The 25,130-nt window shown below is 44.7% G+C and carries 22 protein-coding genes; 5 read left to right on the top strand and 17 right to left on the bottom strand.

The window, feature by feature from the left end; all coding sequences use genetic code 11:
* Nucleotides 1-38: 38 nt before the first annotated feature.
* From DWW60_RS03590 to DWW60_RS03555, 8 genes are all read right to left on the bottom strand, one after another.
* Nucleotides 39-1,166 carry a glycoside hydrolase family 53 protein gene (locus DWW60_RS03590; RefSeq protein WP_117874455.1) on the bottom strand — a complete coding sequence of 376 codons (1,128 nt, stop codon included), beginning with the start codon at nucleotides 1,164-1,166 and terminating at the stop codon, nucleotides 39-41.
* 141 nt (nucleotides 1,167-1,307) lie between these two features.
* Entirely contained in the window at nucleotides 1,308-1,520 is a 213-nt protein-coding gene (locus DWW60_RS03585) for a hypothetical protein (protein ID WP_015534553.1), read from the bottom strand.
* Nucleotides 1,493-3,334, bottom strand: coding sequence for a hypothetical protein (locus tag DWW60_RS03580; protein WP_055222261.1), 1,842 nt, complete (start codon nucleotides 3,332-3,334; stop codon nucleotides 1,493-1,495). The genes DWW60_RS03585 and DWW60_RS03580 overlap by 28 nt, the downstream gene beginning before the upstream one ends.
* A 210-nt stretch (nucleotides 3,335-3,544) precedes the next feature.
* Nucleotides 3,545-4,387, bottom strand: coding sequence for a sugar ABC transporter permease (locus tag DWW60_RS03575; RefSeq protein ID WP_022217052.1), 843 nt, complete (start codon nucleotides 4,385-4,387; stop codon nucleotides 3,545-3,547).
* Nucleotides 4,387-5,823 carry a carbohydrate ABC transporter permease gene (locus tag DWW60_RS03570; protein ID WP_117874454.1) on the bottom strand — a complete coding sequence of 479 codons (1,437 nt, stop codon included), beginning with the start codon at nucleotides 5,821-5,823 and terminating at the stop codon, nucleotides 4,387-4,389. Before DWW60_RS03570 ends, DWW60_RS03575 begins: the two co-directional genes overlap by 1 nt.
* Nucleotides 5,824-5,927: 104 nt before the next feature.
* On the bottom strand, nucleotides 5,928-7,235 hold the full coding sequence (locus DWW60_RS03565) for an extracellular solute-binding protein (protein WP_022217054.1): 1,308 nt from the start codon (nucleotides 7,233-7,235) through the stop codon (nucleotides 5,928-5,930).
* 511 nt (nucleotides 7,236-7,746) lie between these two features.
* On the bottom strand, nucleotides 7,747-8,757 hold the full coding sequence (locus tag DWW60_RS03560; protein ID WP_022217055.1) for a LacI family DNA-binding transcriptional regulator: 1,011 nt from the start codon (nucleotides 8,755-8,757) through the stop codon (nucleotides 7,747-7,749).
* 187 nt (nucleotides 8,758-8,944) lie between these two features.
* Nucleotides 8,945-9,529 carry a transcriptional regulator gene (locus tag DWW60_RS03555; protein ID WP_022217056.1) on the bottom strand — a complete coding sequence of 195 codons (585 nt, stop codon included), beginning with the start codon at nucleotides 9,527-9,529 and terminating at the stop codon, nucleotides 8,945-8,947.
* Between the two features lie 118 nt (nucleotides 9,530-9,647).
* Between DWW60_RS03555 and DWW60_RS03550 the strand changes: the two genes are divergently transcribed.
* Together DWW60_RS03550 and DWW60_RS03545 are read left to right on the top strand one after the other, a co-directional pair.
* Entirely contained in the window at nucleotides 9,648-10,475 is an 828-nt protein-coding gene (locus tag DWW60_RS03550) for a hypothetical protein (protein ID WP_117874385.1), read from the top strand.
* Nucleotides 10,476-11,004: 529 nt separating this feature from the next.
* The gene (locus DWW60_RS03545; RefSeq protein WP_117874384.1) at nucleotides 11,005-11,784 is read left to right on the top strand and encodes a YlmH/Sll1252 family protein; all 780 of its coding nucleotides are present in this window, start codon (nucleotides 11,005-11,007) and stop codon (nucleotides 11,782-11,784) included.
* Between the two features lie 11 nt (nucleotides 11,785-11,795).
* On the opposite strand, the gene DWW60_RS03540 is transcribed toward DWW60_RS03545, so the two are convergent.
* From DWW60_RS03540 to glgB, 6 genes are all read right to left on the bottom strand, one after another.
* Nucleotides 11,796-12,482 (bottom strand): LytTR family transcriptional regulator DNA-binding domain-containing protein, encoded by a 687-nt coding sequence (locus DWW60_RS03540; RefSeq protein ID WP_055272066.1) that lies wholly within the window; start codon nucleotides 12,480-12,482, stop codon nucleotides 11,796-11,798.
* Nucleotides 12,476-12,775 carry a helix-turn-helix domain-containing protein gene (locus DWW60_RS03535; protein WP_022215971.1) on the bottom strand — a complete coding sequence of 100 codons (300 nt, stop codon included), beginning with the start codon at nucleotides 12,773-12,775 and terminating at the stop codon, nucleotides 12,476-12,478. The genes DWW60_RS03540 and DWW60_RS03535 overlap by 7 nt, the downstream gene beginning before the upstream one ends.
* A gap of 154 nt (nucleotides 12,776-12,929) precedes the next feature.
* The gene (locus tag DWW60_RS03530; protein WP_022215972.1) at nucleotides 12,930-14,099 is read right to left on the bottom strand and encodes an NAD(P)-dependent malic enzyme; all 1,170 of its coding nucleotides are present in this window, start codon (nucleotides 14,097-14,099) and stop codon (nucleotides 12,930-12,932) included.
* Between the two features lie 140 nt (nucleotides 14,100-14,239).
* The gene (locus tag DWW60_RS03525) at nucleotides 14,240-16,060 is read right to left on the bottom strand and encodes a bifunctional homocysteine S-methyltransferase/methylenetetrahydrofolate reductase (RefSeq protein WP_117874383.1); all 1,821 of its coding nucleotides are present in this window, start codon (nucleotides 16,058-16,060) and stop codon (nucleotides 14,240-14,242) included.
* A gap of 234 nt (nucleotides 16,061-16,294) precedes the next feature.
* Nucleotides 16,295-17,854, bottom strand: coding sequence for an ABC-F family ATP-binding cassette domain-containing protein (locus tag DWW60_RS03520; RefSeq protein WP_055272064.1), 1,560 nt, complete (start codon nucleotides 17,852-17,854; stop codon nucleotides 16,295-16,297).
* Between the two features lie 12 nt (nucleotides 17,855-17,866).
* Nucleotides 17,867-19,744 (bottom strand): 1,4-alpha-glucan branching protein GlgB, encoded by a 1,878-nt coding sequence (glgB, locus tag DWW60_RS03515; protein ID WP_015534541.1) that lies wholly within the window; start codon nucleotides 19,742-19,744, stop codon nucleotides 17,867-17,869.
* A gap of 313 nt (nucleotides 19,745-20,057) precedes the next feature.
* Between glgB and DWW60_RS03510 the strand changes: the two genes are divergently transcribed.
* On the top strand, nucleotides 20,058-20,591 hold the full coding sequence (locus tag DWW60_RS03510; protein WP_022215975.1) for a TetR/AcrR family transcriptional regulator: 534 nt from the start codon (nucleotides 20,058-20,060) through the stop codon (nucleotides 20,589-20,591).
* Between the two features lie 20 nt (nucleotides 20,592-20,611).
* On the opposite strand, the gene DWW60_RS03505 is transcribed toward DWW60_RS03510, so the two are convergent.
* The 3 genes from DWW60_RS03505 to DWW60_RS03495 form a co-directional block, all read right to left on the bottom strand.
* Nucleotides 20,612-21,631: a PTS transporter subunit EIIB gene (locus tag DWW60_RS03505; RefSeq protein WP_015534539.1), complete on the bottom strand. Its 1,020-nt coding sequence runs from the start codon at nucleotides 21,629-21,631 to the stop codon at nucleotides 20,612-20,614.
* Nucleotides 21,632-21,670: 39 nt separating this feature from the next.
* Nucleotides 21,671-22,471 (bottom strand): DNA alkylation repair protein, encoded by an 801-nt coding sequence (locus tag DWW60_RS03500; RefSeq protein ID WP_015534538.1) that lies wholly within the window; start codon nucleotides 22,469-22,471, stop codon nucleotides 21,671-21,673.
* A gap of 62 nt (nucleotides 22,472-22,533) precedes the next feature.
* Nucleotides 22,534-23,487, bottom strand: coding sequence for a D-2-hydroxyacid dehydrogenase (locus DWW60_RS03495; RefSeq protein WP_117874382.1), 954 nt, complete (start codon nucleotides 23,485-23,487; stop codon nucleotides 22,534-22,536).
* A 257-nt stretch (nucleotides 23,488-23,744) separates the two neighbouring features.
* On the opposite strand from DWW60_RS03495, the gene DWW60_RS03490 reads away from it, so the two are divergent.
* Both DWW60_RS03490 and DWW60_RS03485 read left to right on the top strand, forming a co-directional pair.
* Nucleotides 23,745-23,996: an acyl carrier protein gene (locus DWW60_RS03490; RefSeq protein ID WP_015534536.1), complete on the top strand. Its 252-nt coding sequence runs from the start codon at nucleotides 23,745-23,747 to the stop codon at nucleotides 23,994-23,996.
* Between the two features lie 39 nt (nucleotides 23,997-24,035).
* Nucleotides 24,036-25,079, top strand: coding sequence for a hypothetical protein (locus DWW60_RS03485; protein ID WP_015534535.1), 1,044 nt, complete (start codon nucleotides 24,036-24,038; stop codon nucleotides 25,077-25,079).
* Nucleotides 25,080-25,130 lie beyond the last annotated feature (51 nt).

Raw genomic sequence — 25,130 nt, 5'->3', positions numbered from 1 at the left:
ACGGGGACGGAGGGGACAGACACCTCCGTCCCCATAATTCACTTAAGTGGATAGTCGCTGTGCAGCGGCTTGTAATCACGTATAGTCTTAAGTGCCGGCAGAGCATGTCCGTCATAATCAAAAAGTGCCTGATTTGCCCATTCATTTCCGCATGGTCCAGACTCCTCTATATATGACAGAGCACCTTCCGTAGCCCAGCCGCTTCCCGGTACTGGTATCCAGCCTGCCTCCCAATAATAAAAGCCATCACCACCGGGAACATCATCTATCAGTTTCATTATGTCGTTCATAAATTCCGCCTGTCCCTCAGGTGTCATAGGGTAGTCAAGATTCTCCACCAGTGAAGGTTTTGTGGCATAGCCCTTTCTATCGTCAGGCCCCAGTTTCTCATAGTCAGCATAGTCTTCCATGGTAAATCCCATGGAAACCTCAGCAATAACTATCTTTTTGCCATATCTATCCGCCATATCCCGCATATTTGCCTCCAGCTCCTTCATGGTTCCATGCCAGAACGGATAATACGACATTCCAATTATATCAAAATTTTCTCCTCTTTCCATGTAGTTATCAAACCAGTCCACATACATAGGATTGTTGCCGCCATTGTCGAGATGTATCATGACCGGAATATCAGAGTCAACCGATCTGACCGCCCTTATTCCTGCGCTCACAAACTTCGCGATATTGTCATACTCCGGCTTCTGTCCCAGCGGCCACATCAGTCCGTTTGTAAGCTCGTTTCCAACCTGAACAAGCTGAGGTAAAACGCCCGCATCTTTCATCTCTAAAAGAGTCTCCCTTGTGTAGTCGTACACAGCCTGCTCAAGCTGATCCGCATCCATGCCTCTCCACGCCTTTGGCACCCTCTGCTTGCCCGGGTCAGCCCAGAAATCACTATAGTGATAATCAAGCAGAATGCTCATTCCATGATCCATAGCGCGCTTCGAGAGTTTCTTGTATACCTCAAGGTCATTTGTGCCCGCACCATAAGGTACGCCGTCCTCCGTGTACGGATCATTCCACAGACGAAGTCTCACAGAATTCACACCATAGTTCTTAAGTATGTCAAATATATCTCCCTGCACACCATTGTCATAATATTTCGCACCCAGCTCTTCAACCTCGGCAACAACGGAGAGATCCACGCCCTTTATATAATCTGCCATATTTTTGTCTCCTTCACCTGCATTTATTTTACTGCCTGTTATAACCAAGAACAGCCGCCGAAGAAAAATGTTCTGCATACCCCTGATGTACCAGTTCATCTTCATCTGTCGGCGGCCTTCTATCAAGATGACATCTGTCACCTAGTCGTCAAATGTAATCCTGTCATACATTCTTCCATATTTTATTCTGATGAGCTCGTTCTTTGCCAGAACGTCCTCCTCTGGTCCAACATACTGACAACGGATACAGTAGTATTCCTTCTTGTCCTTATCATAGAACATATCTATATCCAGATCTCTCATAAAACACATTGGACATCTGTAATTTAATTTGCCTTTTCCAGACTGAGCCATGTTGAAAATACCTCCTTATCCTTAAGTGTCTTTGTATAACCAAGAGTGAACATTGGCGAGAACGCATATCCCTCTTTGAAATATCCTGTTGCATCGCTGCCAGATGCTCCCATGGCAGCCTTTGTCTCGATCGCAGGTATAACTGCTGACACCTCATCGGCGCTTGCGAGATCCTCTTCTCTGCACTTGTACTCATATGTGAGTGACTTGCTCTCTGAAGCATTCTTTGCTGTGAGAGTGATTCCTGTCATGTCCTCTGGGTACTCTGTTGTACCGTAGCATGCCACCATGTACTCATTGATCTCAACCTCTGCATCAGGGTTGCTCATCTCGAGGATAGTTCTCTCATGTCTTATCTTGGATGAACCCTCCTCAAAATATATCTTTGTCTGAAGTTTAACTGTCAGATCGTAGAACTCGATGTCAACCGGGTCAAGTGTAAGGATTCTTGTGCTTCCCTCCTGCGAGAATGTTGCCTTTGTTCTGCACAGACAGAGGTCGACCTCCTCACCCTTGTAGCTGATCTTGGCACTTCTTACAGTACCCTCTCCAGCATAGTGTGTGAAATATCCTGCTCTGTACTTCTCCTGGATCAGGAATGGATATGAAGCATCCTGAACATGTGGAGTTCCGATACCTACAGGCCAGTTGAGCTTTGCAGCGTATGGTCTGAGGTCAACGATCGCACCGCCCTGATCCATGTTGATCTGGGCTCTCATGTATGGATCGCAGTACCAGAATATCTGCTTGTCTGATCCGTACAGTATATCCTTCCAAAGAGCACACTCAGGCTCCTCGTATGTCTTGTTCTCTCTGTAGAAGTCAGCAAATTCAGCCATTGTCATGTCGATACATTTGCCTTCCTTCTTCAGGTCGCCATAATACTTCATTCCATCCTCGTAGCTCTTCTTGAGCAGCTCGTATGGAGCCTCCCAGCGTCCCATCTTATTCAGCCAGCCCGGTCCAACGAACATCATGTTGTATGAATATCCATTGTTGAACTTAGCCAGATGACGATACTGGTCGATAAGGTTGTACAGATATGGGTACTCCCATGTCTTGCTGTCATAGATCATTCCACGGAGAACGTTCTGTGGATGTGTACCAAAGTTAGAACCATTTCCATCGTAACATGCCAGCAGATCTCTTGAAAGATGAGGGATAGCGACGATTCCGCTGTCCTCAGCCTCATTTGCTGCAGGTGCATGTGTGTTCTGCTTTGAAGGTATCCATGGATTCCATGGGCCGCCATCAAACAGTGTGTACCATGAGTTGTTACATGTGTGGTAAGCCTTAGGGCCCTCCTCCCAGCATGTTGCAACTGCACACTTAACTGATGGGTACTTCTCCTTAATGTAGTTTGTGAGCTCTGCGTCCATGTAGTATGAACCTGTAGACACTGGATAAAAGCCAAATATATCATGGAACTTTCCAAATACGTCATCGACGATATTCTTCTTGTCCTCCATTGAGAACATCCAGATACAGAAGTCCTTGGTCTTGTACTTCTCTCTGAACTCTGTGCAAGGAAGTCCGAGAAGTGAGAGCGCTATCTCATCTCCATACTTCTCATGATGCTCCTTGGCGAGTGATACAGCCTCCTCATTGAAAAGACTGGCATATGTCATCTGAATAGTAGTCTTGAGTCCGTTCTTGTGAGCTGTCTCCTGCTGGAACTTGAATATGTCCAGTGACTCTGTGAGGAGAGCTTTTCTTCCGATATCCTCTGCCTGACCATGGCCTGTAACCTTCTCGGCATACTCAGGAACCATCTCAGGACGATGGATAATGTTTACAATAAATGTATTCTCCATATCTTAAATCTCCTATTTCGTATATGTTGTAACCTTTTGATCTAAAGATAATTGTCCCCAAATAAGCGACAATATCCTCATTTTTCATCCTGTCTGCCCTATTTTAGGGCTAATTATAGCAGGCATCCACACCACCATCCATATGTGGTCCATCCGGTACGCAGACACCTGCCCAAAATAAATTTTCTCATTTCTCTCAGACCGTCCGCCTTAACCCTTTACAGAACCGCCAGTTACACCCTCTACATAGTACTTCTGCATGATGACGAACAGTATTGAGATAGGGATAGCTACCACGATACCGCCGGCGCAGAATACTGAGAAGTATTTGTTGACCAGTGATTTTTCAAGCATATTGTAAAGACCTATAGCTACTGTCCAGTCCTTCGAAACTCCTGAGTTGAGCATAAGCTTTGCGAATACAAAATCGCCCCAAGGTATAAGGAAAGAACTGATTACCTGATACACTACTATTGGCTTACACAGAGGAAGAATTACCTTCGTAAATATCTTTGCCTCCGAAGCGCCCTCAAGTCTGGCAGCCTCCTTAAGTGACATTGGTATTGTGTCCATGAATCCCTTCATGATGAGGAATCCAAGTCCCGATCCCGCTGAGTAAACTATGATCATACCGAAATGGCTGTTTGTAAGTCCCAGCATCTTCAGGATAAAGTAAATTGCTATCATGAGAAGTGGGCCAGGGAACATGTTGAGTATCAGCGACGCACTCATGATCTGTTTTCTGCCGTTGAATCTCATACAACTCATCGCATAGCTGACCATAATTACAAATATAGTAGAGATGATACATGTAAATACTGCAATGATAAGTGTATTCTTGAACCATGACACATACTGCACAACCGAGTCAGGTCTTGTGAGCAGCTGAACAAAGTTGTCCATAGACCAGCTAGTTGGGAAGAAATGCGCTGTGTTGATTCCCTTATATCCGCTGAATGAGGTGACAACCAGCCAGATGATCGGAACCAGCCAGATAACTGCGAGGACAAGTAATACGATATGTTTAACGATTGAACCTATTGTTTTCTTCATTACTGGTACTCCTCCTCTTTATCTCCTGAGATCATTCTTGAGAATGATATAAGTGTAAATGCTGCACATATGATAAATACTATGATACCGATAACAGATGCCATCTTGTAGTCGTAGTATTCATTTGTAAGTCTGAACAACCATGTAACAAGAAGGTCAACTTCCTTTGCATGCGAATTGGCAAGCGCCTGATTCTGTGTGACGAATACATCCTGTGTGAGCAGGTAGATTACGTTGAAGTTGTTGATATTCTTTACAAAGTCTGTTATAAGTGCCGGGCCCTGAATGAACAGGATATATGGCATTGTGATCTTCCAGAACACCTGGAAATTTGTTGCTCCATCAATCTTTGCACTCTCGATCTGATCTGTAGGTATATTCATCAGAACACCTGTTGCGATCAGCATCTGGTATGGAACACCGACCCAGATATTGATGAGAATGATCATTACCTTTGCCCAGTGAGGATCAGTCAGGAACGGTATATATGTAAGATGTTCACCGACAAGTCCTACATGCTTAAGCATGTCTGTGATACCAATATTTGAGCAGATAGTGTTCACAATACCGGAATCAGCGAAGAAGTTTCTAACCAAAAGCAGTGTTACGAACTGCGGAACTGCTATTGATATGATGAAAAGTGTTCTCCACATCTTTGGCAGCTTGGTTGTCTTGGAATTGATCGCCTTGGCAAGAAGGATACCGCCTATGAATGTGGTAAATGTTGCCATGACCGCCCATACAAGTGTCCAGCCAAGAACCTTTCTGAATGAATATCCAAATGTGACTGTCATGCTGTTTGAGAACAGGCTTGCGAAGTTCTTGAAGCCCACCCATGTAAACAGTGAGTTTGGTGGAAGGTGCTGCTGGTCATAATTGGTAAATGCCACCGCTATAAGAATAAGTATCGGCAGAATATTCATTATGACTACACCAATCGTCGGAAGTGTGAGAAGTGTTATGTGGAACTTCTCGTTGAAGAGTGCCTTCATATCTTCCTTGAATGTATTTATATGTTTTCCTTTTTCCTTCATCTGCTGAAGCTTGTACACTGTCTTGATATTGTGAATGTAGAAAAGCACGAATATAAGAATGATGAACAACGCAACCACCGAATTGAGAAGGATCTGGAAAGAATTGTCGTAATTATTAGTGGTTGTCTGCATGGTGAGTGGATCAAATACCTGCTCAAACTTTACAGTTCCAAGAGTTCCAAATTTGGCAAGGTTTGGTGCCGCATAGCCTACGCACATCAACACAAACGCAGCCTCAACGATGAGCATGATCAAACCATTGACGATCTGCTTTCTTGCGAAGTAACCTGCACCCATGATAACCGCTGAGAGCTTAACCCATATATCACCTTTTGCAAAAGCAACACCAAAATTCTTGAAATATCTTCCTATGGCTTTAAAGAATCCTGATATTTTCTTCATGAAAAAGCTCCTCTCTTTTTTAAATGCCCCATATGCCACGAATGACATATGAGGCATTCTCATTATAACTTATAAATATTATTCAAAGTACTTCTTATTTAAAATTACTCCTGTGATACAGGTGCCTCAATTCCTTCTACAGCGTTGTCGAGAAGCTTCTGAAGATCTGTTCCGTCTGGATTGCCCTGGGCAAGGATTGAACCAAGTGTCTCAGCTGGTGTCCAGTAGTTGCCGCCTACACGCTGTGGTGTTGCATATGCTGCCTGAGCTGCAAGAGCTGATATAGCTGGATCAGCCTTAACTTCTTCTGACTCTGAAGCGTTGATGTTTGAAGGACCAAGGCCTCTCTGCTTAAATCTTGTAACCTGTGTATCCTCTGATGTAAGATACTCAGCAAGAAGCATTGACCAGCCTACGTTCTTTGAATGTGGGTTTACACCTACAAGCTTGCATCCTGAGAATGAAGCCATCTGAACCTGCTTGCCTGCAACTGTGTATGTAGGGAGCTTAGCTGCTGCATAGTTCTCGCCCCATGCTGCCTGAGCGTCTGCTGCTCTCCATGTTCCGTTAACTGCTGCACAGATCGTACCCTCAGCGATTGCTGTTGCCTGTGTAGGATCATCCATATCTACAAATACGCCAGTCTTGAAGAGATCAAGGATTGCCTGAGCTACGTCTGTACCGCCTGCCTGATTCCAAGTACATGTATTTGTAAGTCCGTCATCGTTAAGAGTAAGGTCAAGACCTGCTCCCTGGAAGAATGAGTATACATACCAGGCATCTGATACGTTCATAGCGATCTTCTTGTTTGCCTTCTTTGCTGCCTCGATCATAGCATCCAGTGACTGAACATCATCCTCTGTGAATACTGATGAATCATAGAACATGAAGTATCCGTTATCTGCTGTCATTGGATATGCATATAATGTTCCATCAACAGAAGCTGCCTCAACAGAAGCTGCCACATTCTCGTTTGCAACATCAAAAGTATATGTAGCCTGTACCGGCTGAAGTGCTCCAGCCTTAACCAGCTCATTGATCTGATCATCAGCAAATGCGAATACATCAGGAGCAGCCTCAACGTCTACCAGGATATCATCCTTTGTCTTTGACTCTGACTCGGCTCCGAGTGTGATGTTGAAGTCAACATCTGAATACTTTTTCTTGAATTCTTCAATAACCTGTGTTGTGAGATCCTGATCTTCCTCAGAAGCCCATACCGAAAGATCTACAGTTCCTGTTGTTGCATCAATTAAGTTCTGAATCGCATCATCTGATGCTGCAGCCTGTGTTGTGCTGTCGCCAGCAGCTGCTGTTGTTCCTTCGTCCTTTGAATCTGCGTTGCCACATCCCGCAAGGCATCCTGCCATCATCGCAGCAACAAGTGTTAATGATAAAACTTTCTTTCTCATTCTTATGTCCTCCTCTTTAAATAAATAATAAGAAAATTAGTTGCCCTTATTGTTTCCCGTGCGCAATCGGTTGTTCTTTATGGTTATATATTATCAGTTCTGTTTATTGTTGTCAACTACTAATTCATATAACTTTTAAAATAAAAAAATATACATTTTGCACAAGCCGCTTCATTCGGAAACGTTTCCATGTTCGTTATATTTTGCGCACCCGTTTGCGTTGCACACTATATATGGTAATATTTGTTAATCATCCGCAATCCCATATGTGAGATTTTCATGTTTCATTTCCTTTTCTAGCCATTATTACACTCATTTAGGCCGTTTTTTCATTACTTTCCTCTTTGTTACACCATAGAATATTGCTATAACAGCAATATTCTATGGTGTATTTTCATGCCCGTCGCGCATCATTTTTTGCGCATATTGCGCATATTCTGGCCCTTTTCACATAAAAACAGGGCGTCAGCCAAACACTGACGCCCCTCTAGGAAGGATATATAACTATGAATTACTTCGTTGACTCTTTTAATCTGAGTTCATAACCCAGATGTGTCTTCTTCTTAACTTCGTTGCCCTCTATAAAATCCACCAGCAGTTTACATGCCACCATTCCAAGCTCACGCGGATCAAACTGGAGCGATGTGATCGCAGGCTGGTAATTGTTCAGAAGTGAGCTGTTGTAGAATGACGCAACTCTCACATCAGTTGGCACCTTTATGCCCTTCTTATCCAGTATATTAAGTACATTCTGGCATATTCCATCATCCATACACAGTATGCATTCTGCTTTCTGCTTCATTATCTCTTCAATGGCATGTTCACATAATACGGAATTATCTATATCAAAGTATACCAGGCTGTTATCTACCGGTACCTCCATATCCTCCATCGCATCAAGATATCCTCTATACCTGTTGAGGGTTACCACATGATTCTTATTGCCACCCATGAGGGCTACCTTAGTCATTCCTTTGGCAAGCAGTATAGATGTAAGCTCACGGCATGCACTTCTGTGATCATGATCAACCTGGACAACATTGTCATCATCCATACTTCCAACCACAACAAATGGTATCTTTTTTTCCTTGAGATATTCTGCCGGGGCATCATTCACAAGAGTTCTTCCAAGTACAACCCCATCCACCTTATGATTCTCAACAATTCTCTCCAGCTGGCTCATATCATCCGGTGACACTGTACACACAAGCACATCATAATCCACTGGCGCAGCCATCTCCAGCAATCCCATCAGGCACTTCTGAAAGAACGGCAGATCCACCACGCTGTAGTCGCTCGGCATGACCCATCCTATATTATAGGATTTTGACTGTGCCAGCCCCTTCGCTATAACGCTTGGCTTATAATTATGCTCCTCTATATACTCGAGAACTCTCCGCCTTGTCTCGGCACCGATCCTTCCCTTTCCGGAAATCGCTCTCGATACTGTAGTCTTAGATATATTTAACGCCTCAGCCACATCAGAAATGGTCATCTTCTGGCCTGACTCTTTTGTCTCCATGTTCAAGTCTCCTTTTGTTCAGCACATATCACCGCATTTGCGCAACACTCCATGCGCAATCGGTTGCCCTTGATATTATCATAGCTTTTTTTGTGCACAAGTCAAGATTTTTTTGATTTTTACCATGTCAAGTTGGATATTTTGTCAAAAAGGACAAAGATATTTTTTTTATTTGTGCAATTATATCTTACTTTGATGCCCACAGATCCCTGAGAGCCTGCTGCAAATAAGAGAAATCCACAGATGGCACATCCGGATTCAGTCTGCCCTCTTTCCTGCACACATCATATAATCTTATTCCAAGAGATGCCACATCCCGTCTGTCCTCCGCAGGCAGACTTGCATACAGCATGTCAAATTCAACCAGAGCTTTAAGGTCACCTGACCAACCCGATGCAAGCCAGGCTATATCAGCCGTCTTGTCATCTCCAAGTGCTTTAACGCTCTCAACCAGTTGACTATATTTACTGTTGACAGTTCCATTCTTCATACCCTGCCAGTGAAAAAGTGCAGTCTCAGACACACCGAGAACACTAGCTATAGCCGGAATGTGCCGCGCTGTCGGAAGCCTCTCCTCATTCTCCCACTTGTAATATATCCCTTCTGTTATCTTATGATTCTCCGGCAGGAGCTCATTTATCTCCGCAACCATATACTTTACCGTATACTTCGAAGATCTGCTGTTTTTGCGGATATCCCGCATATTGAAGCCTATCGTATCTACCATTTCTGTAGAATCCGACGCCCCCTTTTTTGTTCTCCTTCTATTCATCTCTCTCCTCCATTGTATACATTTATACATATTGTACAATTTTGTATCCATAAATATCCTACCACTTATCGCGTTAAAGTGCTACATTTTTATCCATACAAAAACAAAGGAGATCATTATGACAGACTTAAACAATGCCGAAACACAAACCGATGCCCCCTGTTCCGCCATCAATTATTGTAACCTCAACGGATACGAACTCACCGCAGAAGAGAAGATAATCTTTCTTAGTTCCTATGTATCCCGCATTGACAACGAGACAGTGTATCAGCCCGCAACCAGGGAATTTGTCAAGAATTTCAATGTAGATGCAGCCATCAGCATAATAAACAATTATGCCACAGCAGACTCATTTTTCAGAAGAATGACAGGTTCATTTCCGTATATCAAAAACTCGCAGCGTTTTTCATCCCCGGATATATATTTTCTTCTATTGGAGTTAAAACTGTACATCAACGAGAGACGGCGCGTAATAGCAAAAAATAATTCAGCGGACACGCTCTCTATCATTGAACAATACAAAAACCGTTACTCGTTCAACCAGTCAGCCACCCAGAAAATGGAAGCCCTGCACAGCATAAAAGGTTTCGCACATCCATCTTTCTTTGTGCCGGAAACCGTACTGTACATAAACGAAAACTCTATCCTGTACGTACACTCAGCTTTGCGCTATATCGATATGCTTCTCGAATACATGCAGCGGAATGACAATTCTATAGATTATGAAATTTATTCTTTTTTTCAGAACTTCAAATCCATGTTATTCAACAACGAGCACGACACAACGCCAACATATATAATCGAACAGTCAAGAGATTATATCTATAGCATTCTCGGAAATAGCAAAAGAAAATCTAAGATGACTGACATATGCAAATACGCAGCCTTCGTGGAAAGTCTCACAGAACTCGGTAACGCCATAAGCGCATCCAATATGAAACTCTAAATCCCCCCTGTTTTTCAGAACATAAAAACAGCCCGTCGCTTATGCGACAGGCTGTTAAGAAGGGGGGAGTGGAGGATTCCTATGTTTTGGGGTTTGGGGTTATGGGGTTACATTACATCGTATAAAGGGATTTCTACGAATTTCGTGCTAAGGGAACCCTCCGTCTATCAAAATATAAGTGATTGTCTTTTTTATAACCAGAAGGCTTGTTGATCACAACTCATCTCCTTGTTATGCCCATATACTATCAAAACACTTTGAAATTGTAAATACGCAAAAATTTATAAAACGAAGGCTTTTTTTTGTGGTAATTTATCAACAGTTGCGCATTTCAATAGTTTTTAGAAGATTTTTGAATGCAAAATGATTGTTTTTTTCACGTTTGAACGGTTTATTGTTCATTATGATCACTTTTCGCAACAATAAATTTCAGATTATCGTGCAAAGCTGTCAAATTCGTTTGACTGTTGGCGAAGATCGGAGTGTTGTAATATAATAGTAAGAAGTCAATCATCTCGGAGGACATGCTATGAATGAAAACGATATTCTAAAGGGGCGGTTAAAGGATCTGGCAAATGCCGCCTTCCGCCAGAACAGATATACATATACTAATTTTCTGAGTGCTGCAGACATGGAAGTATTTTACAGTAATCTTGAACAGTTGTCATTTGCAGGATATACCATCTTTGGAGGCAGGGAATCCTGCGACCGCGTTATGATCGCCTTTGGAAATGAAGCCGACTGCGGCTACGCACCGGCTTTTCCCATCTGCACCATGAAGGTTTCCGCTGTTTCGGACAAATTCTCAGACGATCTGAACCACAGGGATTTCCTTGGGGCACTTATGAATCTTGGCATTGAGAGGGAGATGGTGGGCGATATACTGGTCACCGAATCCACTCATTCTGGCAAGCACAACAATGCCTATATATTCTGTGTGGACACTGTTGCCGATTATATCGCAGAAAATCTGACAAAGATAAGGCACACAAATGTAAAATGTACTTTTTGCAGCACCCAGGATACTTATGAGATACAGATAAAAAAGGAACCTCTGCACATAATCGCAGCATCTGCAAGAGCGGACGCAGTGACCGCCACAATAACAGGCCTTTCAAGAAGCAGCACATCCCTGTTGTTCAGGGAAAAGAAATTTTCACTAAACAACAGGTTGTACGAAAACAGCAGCTACCAGTTAAAACCGGGCGACGTATTTTCAATACGTGGATATGGCAAATATGAATTTGTCGAGACAGGCAGCGCAACCCGGAAGGGCAGACTGAACATAGAATTACTCAGATATATTTGATCTTCTAACAACTAGCAATTGATCAGTTCACTGTAGTATCTTTTCACATCAGCGCGTCTTGTTGCGCTGATGTGTATACTTTTACCATTTGTCAGTATCATTTCATGAGCCGTGCATCTGCTCACATGATCCGGATTTACAAGATAGGATTCATGTGGTCTGATAAATCCCCCGTAGCCCACCTTCATGCGTTTTTCCATCTCGCCAATACTTCCATAAAAAACATATTTTTGTTCCGTTGTGACCAGATTTATGCGACGCAGTTCGCTTTCAAAATACATTATGCTCCGGGTATCTACACTGTATCTCACCCTTCCGGATACAAATGTGAATCTTCTCTCATCCCGGCTCCCCTCAACCGCCATCGTCATCACCTTTTTGAAATTTGCCGCATTAACAGGTTCATACAGAATATAACACGGTTGGATATCATACAATCTCCGGTTTATTCCTGCTGCTATCATCACGAGACTACCTACCCTGCGGTCTTTTTTCAAGACATCGGCCACATCCCAGGAACGATACACCACCACTACATCGTAAATTCCTTCAAGATCCATGTCGACCATGATCGCATGCACATTGTCATAATATCTCACAGCGCACACACATCCCGCATCTCTCTGCCATATACCCATGTACTCCTGCAACAACGGGCTCATTACTTTCTCCTCACTGTACACAGCAATCTTCAGCATATCTCCCTCCAAAGCTGCAGAAGCTTCCGCTCCTGTTCATCCCGGATAACGATTTCCTCCCTCGGAGTCACATCCTCCTCCATCACATCGATATCCCATATGAAATAATCACATGTGCGGTTAAGCACCCTCGACAACAGCACCAGCCGCTTCAGGCTCGGCAGACTTCCGCCATTTTCAAGACGGCTTATATATTTGCCATCTGCATAGATAAGATACCCCAGCTCCTTCTGTGTGAGGTTCATAGACTTGCGGGCATCCTTTATTCTCTGCCCAATAATAACACTGTTCAATTTTTTCTCCTCCCTATCCGTCCCCGCGGACAACAATATTACTTTACAATAAAATCGCAAAATAAAAAACCGCATCCCATGCGGACTTTCCACATAAGATGCGATTTTTAGTACACTTATTTACTAAATATTTTGAAAAACTTTATTTTTATTCTTATTTTGTAATTCCAAGCTTTATTGCCTCGTCAGCTACAGCCTTGGCAACCACCTTAGCAACTCTCTCGTCAAATGCTCCAGGAATGATGTAATCCTCCTTGAGCTCATCATCTGTTACAATGGATGCGATAGCCTTGGCTGCTGCCATCTTCATCTCTTCAGTTATGCCTGTTGCCTTGGCGTCCAAGGCACCTCTGAATATTCCCGGGAATACTAGAACGTTATTAATCTGGTTTGGATAATCCGAACGGCCCGTCGCCATTACTCTTACTCCGCCCTTTGCCGCTTCCTCAGGCATGATCTCAGGTGTAGGGTTTGCCATGGCAAATACTATAGGATCTGCTGCCATAGATGCAACCATCTCTGCTGTCACGATATTTGGAGCTGAAACTCCGACAAATACATCCTTACCCTTCATTATCTCAGCAAGAGAACCTGTCTGTCTGTCCTTGTTTGTAATCTCTGCCATCTCTGCCTGTGCCGGATTCATCCAGTCCTGTCCAGGACACAGAGCACCCTGCCTGTCCACAAGAACCACATTGCCTATACCGAGCTGAAGCAGAAGCTTACATATTGATATACCTGCAGAACCCGCTCCGTTGATAACCACATTTGCCTCGTCAAACGGCTTGCCGACAAGCTTTAACGCATTGATGAGTCCTGCTGACACAACGATAGCTGTACCATGCTGATCGTCATGGAATACAGGAATGTCAAGTTCTTCCTTAAGTCTTTTCTCTATCTCGAAGCATCTTGGAGCTGATATATCCTCCAGATTGATTCCGCCAAATACAGGTGCAATGCGCTTTACTGTCTCAACAATCTCATCCACATCCTTTGTGTCAAGGCAGATAGGGAATGCGTCAACTCCGCCGAACTCCTTGAAGAGTATGGACTTTCCTTCCATTACAGGTATAGCTGCCTCAGGTCCTATATCTCCCAGGCCGAGAACCGCTGTTCCGTCTGATACCACGGCAACCATGTTGCCCTTGCATGTATATTTGTATACGTCAGCCTTATTGTCACGGATCTTTCTGCAAGGCTCTGCAACGCCCGGTGTGTAAGCTGTGCTCAGATCGTCTCTGTTCTTCACTGCCACCTTGGACACTACCTCTACCTTACCCTTGTGCTCCTCATGCATCTTAAGACTTAAACTATTGTAATCCATGTCTGTTCCTTTCTGCGCACCCGCGCATCCTGTATTTTATCTACTGTATATATAACAGCGCCTCTCCTATATAGCGCTGCTCCAGAATCCCTGTTTTCCCCGGCAACACCGCTTATTCCATAATAACCTTGACTCACATTTTAGTCAACGATATGTGCCAGCATATGTACTCTGTTGAATGGGAACGAGAAGTAATATCCATCTGCAAAATCCGAAGTGTACTCAAGTATATCTCTGGCGATCTGTATGCCGCACTCCTCGCCTTCCTGCCTTGTGGCATTTCCACTGTATCTCTCTATAATCTCGTCCGGGATCTCTATGCCCGCCATCTCATTTTTCATGAACAAGGCATTTCTCCTGCTGACAAGCGGCATGATTCCCACAAGTATTGTCGCGCCGGTCTCAGCCTTCATGTCTCTGAGGATCTGTGCCTGCTCTCTGGAGAACACCGGCTGTGTCAGAAAGAATTCAGCCCCGGCTTCCATCTTTCTCTTTATTCTGTCTATCTCAAACTTTGTGTTAAGTCTGTTCTGGTTGATCGCTCCGCCGTAGGTGATCTTATCCCCGCTGAACACCTCTTCGTTCATAGACTGCAGCAGCTTCATCATTCCGACTGAATCAAAGTTGAACACGCTCCTGGTCGTCTGTCTGAACATGACCGGAACCGGATCACCTGTTATGACAAGGAAATCCTTTATGCCATTAAGCTGTGCACCGAGCACGCTTCCCCTTATGGCTATGGCATTCTTATCACGGCAGCACAGATGCGGCATGACCCTGAGTCCTGTCTCCTTATGCACTTTCTCCGCCATGAGTATGGAATCCGCTCTGGTTCTTCCCGATGGCGAATCAGGGAATGTCACCACATCCACATGTGACTGCTTAAGTATATGGGCTGCATCAAGCAGCTTCTGATCATTGACATCCACCGGAGGTGCCAGCTCCACAGCAATCAGCTTGTGCTTGTGTCCGTCGGCATTTTTTGTGGCTGCCCCGCCACGCTCCAGACGTCCTTTGAGGAAATTGTCCTTTACAGCACTGTCAGCCTGTACCTTTTCAACATGAACCTTGGCAGCCTTTGCAATATCTCCGGTTTTCACCCGCTCCATGATCTGATGTATGTATTCAGGATTTGTTCCGCAGCATCCTCCTATGATATCTGCACCAAGCGCCGCTATGTCCTGGATCTTATCTATGAATCCCTCTTTGTTGTCATTGAACACCAGTCTGCTCTGTGTAAACTTCGGGTATCCCGCATTCGGCATGACTGATACAGGCTTTCCGCAGTCTATATCCAGCTTTTTCAGAAGCTGAAGCATATGGTACGGACCAACTCCGCAGTTGAATCCAACACAGTCCACGTCCTGATTTCCTGCCACCTGGGAGAGCAATGCCCTTGCCGAAAATCCACAGTTGCTGTACCCAAACTGGTTCACGCAGAACGACACCATGACCGGCGTGTCCTTTCTTGCCTTCAGGTGCTTCACCACAGGCTCGAGCACATTGAACTCAGGAAATGTCTCAAACCAGATGATATCCACTCCCATGTCCTGCATCGCCTCACCCAGCAGCTTGTACTGTGACACCCTTTCATTCAGTGTAAGACCGGCATCCGCAGGTATTGGGCCTATATCTCCGGCAATGTATACCTTTTTGTGATCCGTTCCAGCTTCGCCGTCCGCAGCCTGCTTCGCAAGCTTTACCGCCGCACGCACATTTGAAATGACATAATCCGTGTCAGCATCAAGGCTCGCTGTATTTGCCGCAAATGTATTTGTCCTTATAAGCCCGGCTCCCGCCTTCACATACTCTTTATGGATTTCAAGTACCCGCTCCGGGTGGCGCATGTTTGCAAGCTCAGGAGCGACAGTTCCCTGCTCTCCGTACATTCCCACATAACAGGTTCCAAATGCCCCGTCTGCGACAAGTAATTTATCCTTTAAGCTTTCAAGTATATTCATCTAACAACTCCATCCTAATATTATTTTTCACCTGCGTCTATATCCGTACGATTACACAGTACTTTTTGAGCAGATGTATCTATTTCTGCGCTGAGTGCGCATTTATCTTTAGCACTTTACCATATTAAACTGTCCTATATAGAATAATATAGGAATTGCGATTAGTCAAATTTACGCTAAAAAATTGCCAGGTTCAAAAAATCTATTTGAACCTGACAATTTTATAATATCTGATCACTGGAGCAGCGTGTACTGCTCCAGATTCCACACGTCTGTCACAAGACCATCATAAAATTCAGGCTCATGACATACCAGAAGTATAGACCCCTTATACTCGGAAAGAGCACGCTTCAATTCATCCTTGGCATCAACGTCAAGATGGTTTGTCGGCTCGTCAAGCAGAAGCACATTTGTATCAGTGTTGATTAACTTGCAAAGTCTCACCTTCGCCTGCTCGCCACCCGAGAGGACCTTCACCTTGCTCTCGATATGCTTGGTGGTAAGTCCGCATTTGGCAAGAGCCGCACGTACCTCATACTGGGTATATCCCGGGAATTCCTCCCAGATTTCCTGCAGGCATGTATTCTCACTCGGCTTGACCTCCTGCTCAAAGTATCCAATGTGCAGATAGTCGCCAAGCTGCGCCTTGCCGGATATAGCCGGGATAAGTCCAAGCACACTCTTCAGGAATGTCGTCTTTCCTATACCATTCGTTCCTGTGATGGCTATCTTGTCACCGCGCTCCATGCGGAGATTCATCGGTTTGGAAAGCGGCTTGTCCTTGCTGTAACCTATCACCAGATCATCAGTCTCGAATATGACCTTACCAGAGGTTCTCGCTTCCTTGAAGTTGAACTCAGGCTTCGGTTTCTCACGCTCAAGCTGAATGACATCCATCTTGTCAAGTTTCTTCTGTCTGGACATAGCCATATTTCTTGTGGCAACCCGGGCTTTATTTCTCGCCACAAAATCCTTCAGCTCAGATATCTCCTGCTGCTGCTTTCTGTACGCAGCCTCAAGCTGGGATTTCTTCACCGCATACACCTCCTGGAACTTGTCATAATCGCCGACATATCTGTTGAGCTGACAATTCTCCATATGGTATATGATATTTACAACTGAATTCAGGAACGGAATGTCATGGGATATAAGAATAAACGCATTCTCGTATTCCTGAAGGTATCTCTTGAGCCACTCTATATGGTGTGCATCAAGATAATTTGTAGGCTCGTCGAGCAGAAGTATCTCCGGCTTTTCAAGCAGAAGCTTCGCCAGCAGAACCTTGGTTCTCTGTCCGCCCGACAGCTCAGTTACATCCTTGTCCAGTCCAAGCTGCAACAGGTCAAATGCTCTGGCAACCTCCTCAACCTTCGAATCTATTATATAGAAGTCATGGCTGTCCAGAAGATCCTGAAGAAGTCCCATCTCCTCAAGAAGAGTGTTCATCTCATCCTCGTCAGTGACCTCCGCCAGCTTGTCACATATCTCATTTATCCTCTTCTCCATATCGAAAAGTCTGGAGAACGCATCCCTCAGCACTCCGCCTATGGTCATGCCCGGCTCAAGGACCGTGTGCTGATCCAGATATCCGACCTTCACATTCTTCGCCCAGGTCACTGTACCCTCATCCGGCATGAGACTGCCCGTCACTATATTCATGAAGGTTGATTTACCTTCACCATTTGCGCCGACAAGCCCTATATGCTCACCTGCCAGAAGTCTGAATGACACATTTTCAAATATTGCCCTGTCACCAAATCCATGGCTAAGGTTGCTTACATCTAATATCATAATCTCTCCTTTTTACTAATCCACCGGCTTTAAATACATTACAGACAGAGCCGGAAGATCAAAGCCGAAGTCACCGCATACGCCCTTGATACTCTTCACGGTGTCTTTAGTGTTTCCACCGTATTTATTCCAGTCCGTGTTCATGAGAACTTTCATGGAATTGCCCTCGCCGTATCTGAAATGATAATCCCTGTATGTATTTCCTGATAGGTTCATGACTACTACTATCTTATTTTCCTCAATAACTCTCTGGAATATATATACAACATCCTGCTCTTTGCCACAGAGTATCCAGTCAAAGCCGTGTGGGTCGTCGTCCCACCCTGACAGCGCAGGCTCTTTCAGATAGAGCTTATTCAAATCTTTTATAAATCTGTTAAATGAATCGTGGTTCGGGTATTTCAGTATATCCCAGTCCTGCTCACGCTTCTCGTCCCACTCTCTTAGCTGGGCTATCTCGTTACCCATGAAGTTAAGCTTCTTGCCCGGATGCGCATACATGTAGGCGTAGAGCGCCTTTGCATTTGGGAATTTCTCTTCATATGATCCCGCCATCTTCTGGGCTATGGTTGCCTTGCCATGTACAACCTCGTCATGCGAGAGTGGCAGCATGTATCTCTCATTATAAAAATACATCATGGAGAATGTCAGCTTGTGATACTGGTCGCCTCTGCAAAACGGCAGAGTTCTGAAGAAATTCAATGTGTCATTCATCCAACCCATATCCCATTTGTAGTCAAATCCCAGTCCGCCGTATCCGACTTCCTTGGTGGTTCCCTTGTAGTCCGTGGAATCCTCGGCGCAGAGAATACATGACGGGTGTCTGTCCTTAAGTCCCTGGTTAAGCCCCTTTATAAACTCGACCGCCCTGTCATTTACACCTCTAGACTCGTCGCCCATCCAGTAGATTATCCTGCTGATGGCATCCATTCTTAGGCCATCAAAATGATACTCTGTGAGCCAGTAATTCGCCGCACTCTTGAGAAATGTCTGAACTTCTCCCTTGGAATGGATGAAATTCTTACTACCCCACTCGCTGTAGCCCACATCATCGGTCGGATGCTCATACAGATTGGTTCCGTCATACTTTGCAAGTCCATATCCATCCAGTGCAAAATGCACAGGCACATAGTCCATGATGGCACCTATGCCGTTCTTGTGAAGCGTGTCGATGAGGAACTTCAGGTCATCCGCCGTTCCGTATCTAGCCGTCGGACTGAAGAATCCGGTATTCTGGTAGCCCCATGACTCATCACATGGATGCTCCGAAAGCGGCATAAACTCCACATAATTGTAGCCCTGCTCTTTCAGATATTCCACAAGCATCGGTGCTATCTCTCTGTATGTATACCAGCCCTCAGCAACTCGGTCAGTCTCAATGACTTCTTCCGGTGTCAGCTGTTTTCCATTCTCATCATACACCGGCTTGCAGTGCCATGAGCCCATGTGCATCTCATACACATTGAGCGGACCACCCTTGCACTCATTCCGTGTCCTCATCCATCTTGCATCGCCAAATGTATACTCATCCATATCTCTTATTATAGATGCAAATGCCGGTCTCAGCTCCATGCCGAATCCATACGGATCACAGTGATCCACACAATATCCATCTCTCTGGTATATCTTATATTTATACATCTGTCCGGCCTTTGCCCCTGGCACAAAACACTTGAAAAAGCTGCCATCGTAACACCTCTCCATGGCAGTCTCTCCCCATGAATTGAACTCACCTGTAACCGTCACCGACTCCGCATTCGGTGCATACGTCACAAAGTCCACTCCTGTCACTGCTTTCCTCCTGCTCTTGCCCACGTTCTCCTTCACAACGTGTGCGCCGAGCTCATTGTAGGCATCAAAGCACCTTCCCGAATAAAACTCATACAAATCCATAACTTTTCCTCCATACAAAGTTAGTATTCAAGTTCCATCATCCAAGCCCTCTCAGTCATTTCTTGACTGTAGTAAATTACCTTCAGTATACCGTTGCATATCCGCTATATGAATATTCGTTTTTTGATAAAAGTAAAATAATTTACTCCAGACAATTATTGACAATTAGATTTAATATGTATATACGTTTTTTTGACTATATCTTTCTTTTGTTGTATTCTATATTATAATGCATAGAGCGTCATCAGGGCGCTTACAGCCATTTATAATCATTACCCGCGTACAGCTTTTGTATGATCAGAAAGGAGCTTTTATGGACAGAAGGATTCAGCGTACACGCAACAGCTTATTCAGCGCATTTATCGAACTGCGTGCCACCAAACCTGTGGAGAAGATCACAGTGAAGGAACTCACAGAAAAGGCCAATATCAGCAAGCAGACCTTCTATCTGCATTTTCAGGATATATATGATCTGTCGGAATACCTCGAAAATGATGCTCTTCTGTCCCTCATCGGTGACATTCCAAATCCCGAATATATGCTTACTAATCCGGCAGAAGCAAGCAGACAGTTGTGCAATGCATTTATCAATCAGGGACATTTGTTCTCCATACTCTTTCCTGATGACAATAGAAGCTACGGAGTCCTGACCAACAAGCTCGACGCCCTCATCAAGGAGAAGATATATGACGTCCGTCCAGAATTCAGGGATGACCTTGCCAAGAATGTTGAGGTGTCAATGTTCGTACAAGGCTGTGCTTATACTTTTCTGAAATACAAAGATCAGGATGCCGCTATGGTCATAGATACCCTTGCTGGGATCATAGACAGGGCAACCAGAGCGTAAATAAATGGCATGTGAGCTTTTCAGACGACAAGCTCGCATGCCACATATTCATAATTCACTTTCTCTCTCCGGTTTATCTTAAGCTGATATCCTTTATCTATGCCACCAGAATGACCTGTATCAGCATTTTCATCGGAATGTACCTCCAGCACAGCATATACAGTTTCGCCTCTGCCAGCAAGCGTCTCATATGGATACTCTGCAAGCAGCCTTCCTTTCCGCACCTTCTCACCATCACCACATGTAAGTCTTATATCTACATAGCTCTGTGTCCTCTGCCATCCGGTGTCGATCTCTGATATCAGATATATCCTGACCACGTATCCTTCCTCAGATGTACACTCTATCTGACCTTCTCCGGCTTTACTATATCCAGCCTTGCAGTCAAACGGCGCTCTGATTTCTCCCCGTGTGGCTCGAATCGCACACAAGCCGACACTCCCGTCTCCCAGGTTCTGTAGGCAATGTATATCAGATACGCGCACAACATCACCTTCAACAGGCACATACACCTTCTTAAGCACTCTTTCATAATCGATCTCAGCCTCCTGTTCAATATTATCTTTCCTGTGTCCATCTATATATCTTCCAAGCTCTCGGCATATCCTTTCCACCTGATCCTCATAGAATACCTGCACCTGCCTGCCCTTTGCCAGTATTCCCAGAGCTCCTGTGGCTTTCAGTTTTCTCCTGTCCACCAGCGCCCCGTTGTTCACCGTAACTCTAAGTCTTGTATCACTGCTCCTCAGACTGTAAATATTTGCTGTTCCTCCCAAAGCTCCAGCAATGGCAATGGCTACAGCATCACCATCGATGTAGTTATCCTCCGATGAATACTCCCTGTCCTCCCGCTCATCCTGACTATCTTCCAGACTGCCTGAGGCATTTCCCCTGACGTATTTTCTTATCCATACGGTCAGACATACCGCAGCCGCCAAACAGACAATCACCAGCACCATTGCCACCATAAACTCATTTTCAATATTATTGATCCCAGTCAAAGCAAAAAGGACATCCATATCCGCATTCAAATTTCTCATAAGAATTCCTCCTGCAAATATAATGTCCTTCTCTTAATTTTAATATTCATTTATAACTTCCGCAAACCTGTTCACATCCGCTTCCGGCAGCCTGTATATCTTCTCTATCTTGTTCTTAGTCATCTCCAGAATCTGCCTGTCAAACTGTGCACCTTTTATGTACTCAATCGTCTTGTCCGGGAACACGAAATAGCTCTCCGCCAGGCCAAAGGCTACACCGTCCTTTGCATAGTAGCCGCCATCCTGCATATGTTCAAATGCATAAAGGCATTTGTCGATATACTTGTCATTCACAAAGTAGCACTTCAGCATGATAGCCACGAACCTGAGTCTGAAGTCATCGGACATATCCTGCCAGGTTCCTACTGCGATGCCTCCCTGTCCCTCTGGAATCTCTGCCTCCTCCTTCTTTCTCCACGCAGGATTCAGCTCGGAATCTCCCATATACTTCATGATGAATTCCCACACTATCTCCGGGTACATGGATGCCGCCACAAATGTACTGCAGAACGAGTCACACACCCACCAGTTGTCTATCTTGGGAACAAATTCATCGGCATATGCAAGTATCTCCTCCAGCTTGCCCTGTGCGAATCCAAGGACAAGCCCCTGAATGACCACATCCTCCAGCGTATCATCCGGCGCATGCTTCAGATACTCCTTCCAGTTTATGTCGGCTATCTGTCTGGCTATCTCCTTCAGATCATCCAGCCTCACACCTATTATATTGCCACAGCCCGGAAGGTTCATGGCCAGATATTTGCCAAATTCCGGATCCATGTGCTCATACAGTTCAGACCTAACCAGTCTGTTCACATCCTCAAAAGAACTGCTCTCCATCTTCCTGATCTATCCTTTCTTCTTACAGCTAAATTTCTGCTCAATGGCTAATCTTATTCTTTTTATACTGTATTTACAGGCTTTCCATTGAGAAACGCCTCTATATTGCCACCCGCTATATTGAGAAGTCTCTCCCTGACCTCCTTCGGTGCCCAGGCGATATGTGGTGTTATGATCACATTCTTTGCCGTGAGAAGCGGATTGTCCGCCGCCATAGGCTCCTGTGCTATGACATCCACCGCGGCTCCAGCTATACGTTCCTCGTTCAGGGCATCTGCCAGATCCTTCTCCACTATGCAGCCGCCTCTGGCAGTGTTTATGATGAATGTAGTCTTCTTCATCCGGCCTATCGCACTCCTGTCTATCATTCCCTCCGTCTCAGGGAACAGAGGACAGTGTATGCTTATCACATCCGACTGTGCGAACAGTTCATCCCTCTCAGCCCAGCTTATCCAATCGCCATCCGGCAGGGCTTTCCTCGTCCGGCTGTTCACCAGCACCCTCATGCCAAATGCATGTGCGATCTCTGCCACCTTCATACCTATACTGCCATAGCCTATGATACCCATAGTCTTGCCCGCAAGCTCCATGGTCGGCATCACACTGTAGGAGAAATCCTTACTTCTAACCCAGCCACCGTCCTTCACTGACGCATCATGCGCCCCGACCCTGTTTGCCAGTTCCAGAAGCAGTGCAAATGTAAACTGCGCCACAGCATCCGTACTGTATGCCGGAACATTTGTAACCACTATGCCATGCTCATGTGCCGCCTCCACATCGACCACATTGTAGCCGGTGGCAAGCACACCTATATATCTGAGGTTCGGACAGGCCTCGATCACAACCCTGTCTATCACCGTCTTGTTCGTTGTTATGATCTCCGCATCGCCTATCCTTGAGACCACCTCTGACCTGTCGGTTCTGTCATACACCGTCAGCTCGCCATACTTGCCAATGCTGTCCCAGCTAATATCGCCGGAATTCGCCGCACATCCATCCAGAACAACTATCTTCATGTCCATCACCCTGCCTTATCGTATATTGTTGTTCTATATTTTACATCAACTGTCTGATTTTTTTAAAAAAATTATAATATTTTATTCAACTATACCATATTTTACACCATATACTTCACGGTAATTTTAACATTTAACACAAAAATGCACAAATATTTCTGTACGGATTGAATAATTTTATTGAAAAATACTGTCAAACACATTAAAATATAAGTAACGTGCATTGGTAACATATCAAAACGAATGGGAGGTTTGAAATGGACAAAGACACATTAACAAAAAAAGTATTGGAGGTTTTTTCTGATATTCTTCCAGACATAGATGCGGGCAAGCTGGACATGACTGCAGAACTCACCACCGAATATGGCGTGAATTCCGTTTCCATCATTCAGTTCATCGTCGGACTTGAGCAGGCTTTTAACATTGAATTTGATGATTCTGAGCTTGCACTTGGCCTCTACTATGACATGAACGATGTAGTCAAGGCTGTAGCAGCCAAGGTCAGCTAACATCACGTAATCTTAATATGAAATGGAGGTAATAAGCACATGAGCAAAAAGATTTTGCCAATAAGCTATCCAATGATAACATCCTGGCAGTGGCATGCCACACTTTTCTCGATCATAGGGGACGACGAGAAAGCCAAGAATTGGATATTCAGCAATTATATACAGTTAAGATGTTACAACATCGAAGAGATCTTCACAGGAGATGAGATGCTTCTTGCAGATATGATGCCGGGAAGCAGTTCACTTAAGGAATGTCCTTATCTTCTCTTCTCTCTCATGACAAAGGAGCAGGTGGAGAGCTACTGCGGAGATATTCTCACTTTCATCAAGAAGACCATCAATCTGGGCGGATATGTATACGGAGTATTTGACGAGGCTAAGATCCTCTGCGATTCCGGTGCCGACTACAAATTCCCACACGAGCTCTTCATCTACGGATATGACGACGAGGAGCAGCAGTTCTATGTTGGAGATTTCACATTTGGCGAGCATTATTCCTACTCAAAAGTATCATACTCAGATGTGAGAAACGGCTACGACACAATCACAGCCCAGGAGGATCATATTTTCAAGGACGACTACAAGGGACGCCGTGGAATATACGTGATCCAGAAGAATCTGGCTGATACATACTACGAACTCGACACACAGTATATCAAGGATACCATCATCGAGTACCTTGAGTCAAAGGATACCAAGAATCACTTCCGTATGATGAGGAATCGTTTTAAGGACACAGTATTTGGGGTTGATGTCTACGATGCGGTTCTGAAGCAGATCGGCAAGCAGCTTTCAGCAGAGGATCCAGACTTTGATATACGTGCTCTTCACATCCTGTATGACCACAAGGTTCTCATGATGGAGAGACTCAAGTACATGATGGATCACGGATATATCGAATTCAACGGTGATATCCTGAATGATTATATGGAGGTTGAGAACACCATGCTCACCGCCAGAAACCTTCTCATCAAGACTTCCATCACAGGCAAGGTTGACTGTATGGACAGATTTGAGAAGTACCTTATGGGTGCAAAAGAAAAAGAGATCGCAGTTCTGGGCAAAGTTGTTGAGCTTCTGTAATCTCATATCATTCTTTTCATGTTTTCCCTTTGCGGGGCAGTCCTATGGCTG

Source organism: Coprococcus sp. AF16-22, from assembly GCF_003461545.1.
Classification (GTDB): Bacteria; Bacillota; Clostridia; order Lachnospirales; family Lachnospiraceae; genus Coprococcus; species Coprococcus aceti.
The sequence above is the reverse complement of the archived record's forward strand: the minus strand, read 5'-3'. Positions and strand labels throughout refer to the sequence as shown.

What these genes read in the sequence shown, in the direction of transcription:
- DWW60_RS03550 (WP_117874385.1), top strand. Translation starts at nt 9,648, where the DNA reads ATGACAGACTTAAACAATGCCGAAACACAAACCGATGCCCCCTGTTCC.
- DWW60_RS03485 (WP_015534535.1), top strand. Translation starts at nt 24,036, where the DNA reads ATGAGCAAAAAGATTTTGCCAATAAGCTATCCAATGATAACATCCTGG.
- glgB (WP_015534541.1), bottom strand. Translation starts at nt 19,744, where the DNA reads ATGGATTTGTATGAGTTTTATTCGGGAAGGTGCTTTGATGCCTACAAT.
- DWW60_RS03575 (WP_022217052.1), bottom strand. Translation starts at nt 4,387, where the DNA reads ATGAAGAAAACAATAGGTTCAATCGTTAAACATATCGTATTACTTGTC.
- DWW60_RS03585 (WP_015534553.1), bottom strand. Translation starts at nt 1,520, where the DNA reads ATGGCTCAGTCTGGAAAAGGCAAATTAAATTACAGATGTCCAATGTGT.
- DWW60_RS03570 (WP_117874454.1), bottom strand. Translation starts at nt 5,823, where the DNA reads ATGAAGAAAATATCAGGATTCTTTAAAGCCATAGGAAGATATTTCAAG.
- DWW60_RS03590 (WP_117874455.1), bottom strand. Translation starts at nt 1,166, where the DNA reads ATGGCAGATTATATAAAGGGCGTGGATCTCTCCGTTGTTGCCGAGGTT.
- DWW60_RS03525 (WP_117874383.1), bottom strand. Translation starts at nt 16,060, where the DNA reads ATGAATATACTTGAAAGCTTAAAGGATAAATTACTTGTCGCAGACGGG.
- DWW60_RS03545 (WP_117874384.1), top strand. Translation starts at nt 11,005, where the DNA reads ATGAATGAAAACGATATTCTAAAGGGGCGGTTAAAGGATCTGGCAAAT.
- DWW60_RS03500 (WP_015534538.1), bottom strand. Translation starts at nt 22,471, where the DNA reads ATGGAGAGCAGTTCTTTTGAGGATGTGAACAGACTGGTTAGGTCTGAA.
- DWW60_RS03490 (WP_015534536.1), top strand. Translation starts at nt 23,745, where the DNA reads ATGGACAAAGACACATTAACAAAAAAAGTATTGGAGGTTTTTTCTGAT.
- DWW60_RS03505 (WP_015534539.1), bottom strand. Translation starts at nt 21,631, where the DNA reads ATGAGAAATTTGAATGCGGATATGGATGTCCTTTTTGCTTTGACTGGG.
- DWW60_RS03540 (WP_055272066.1), bottom strand. Translation starts at nt 12,482, where the DNA reads ATGCTGAAGATTGCTGTGTACAGTGAGGAGAAAGTAATGAGCCCGTTG.
- DWW60_RS03495 (WP_117874382.1), bottom strand. Translation starts at nt 23,487, where the DNA reads ATGAAGATAGTTGTTCTGGATGGATGTGCGGCGAATTCCGGCGATATT.
- DWW60_RS03555 (WP_022217056.1), bottom strand. Translation starts at nt 9,529, where the DNA reads ATGAATAGAAGGAGAACAAAAAAGGGGGCGTCGGATTCTACAGAAATG.
- DWW60_RS03530 (WP_022215972.1), bottom strand. Translation starts at nt 14,099, where the DNA reads ATGGATTACAATAGTTTAAGTCTTAAGATGCATGAGGAGCACAAGGGT.
- DWW60_RS03565 (WP_022217054.1), bottom strand. Translation starts at nt 7,235, where the DNA reads ATGAGAAAGAAAGTTTTATCATTAACACTTGTTGCTGCGATGATGGCA.
- DWW60_RS03560 (WP_022217055.1), bottom strand. Translation starts at nt 8,757, where the DNA reads ATGGAGACAAAAGAGTCAGGCCAGAAGATGACCATTTCTGATGTGGCT.
- DWW60_RS03580 (WP_055222261.1), bottom strand. Translation starts at nt 3,334, where the DNA reads ATGGAGAATACATTTATTGTAAACATTATCCATCGTCCTGAGATGGTT.
- DWW60_RS03510 (WP_022215975.1), top strand. Translation starts at nt 20,058, where the DNA reads ATGGACAGAAGGATTCAGCGTACACGCAACAGCTTATTCAGCGCATTT.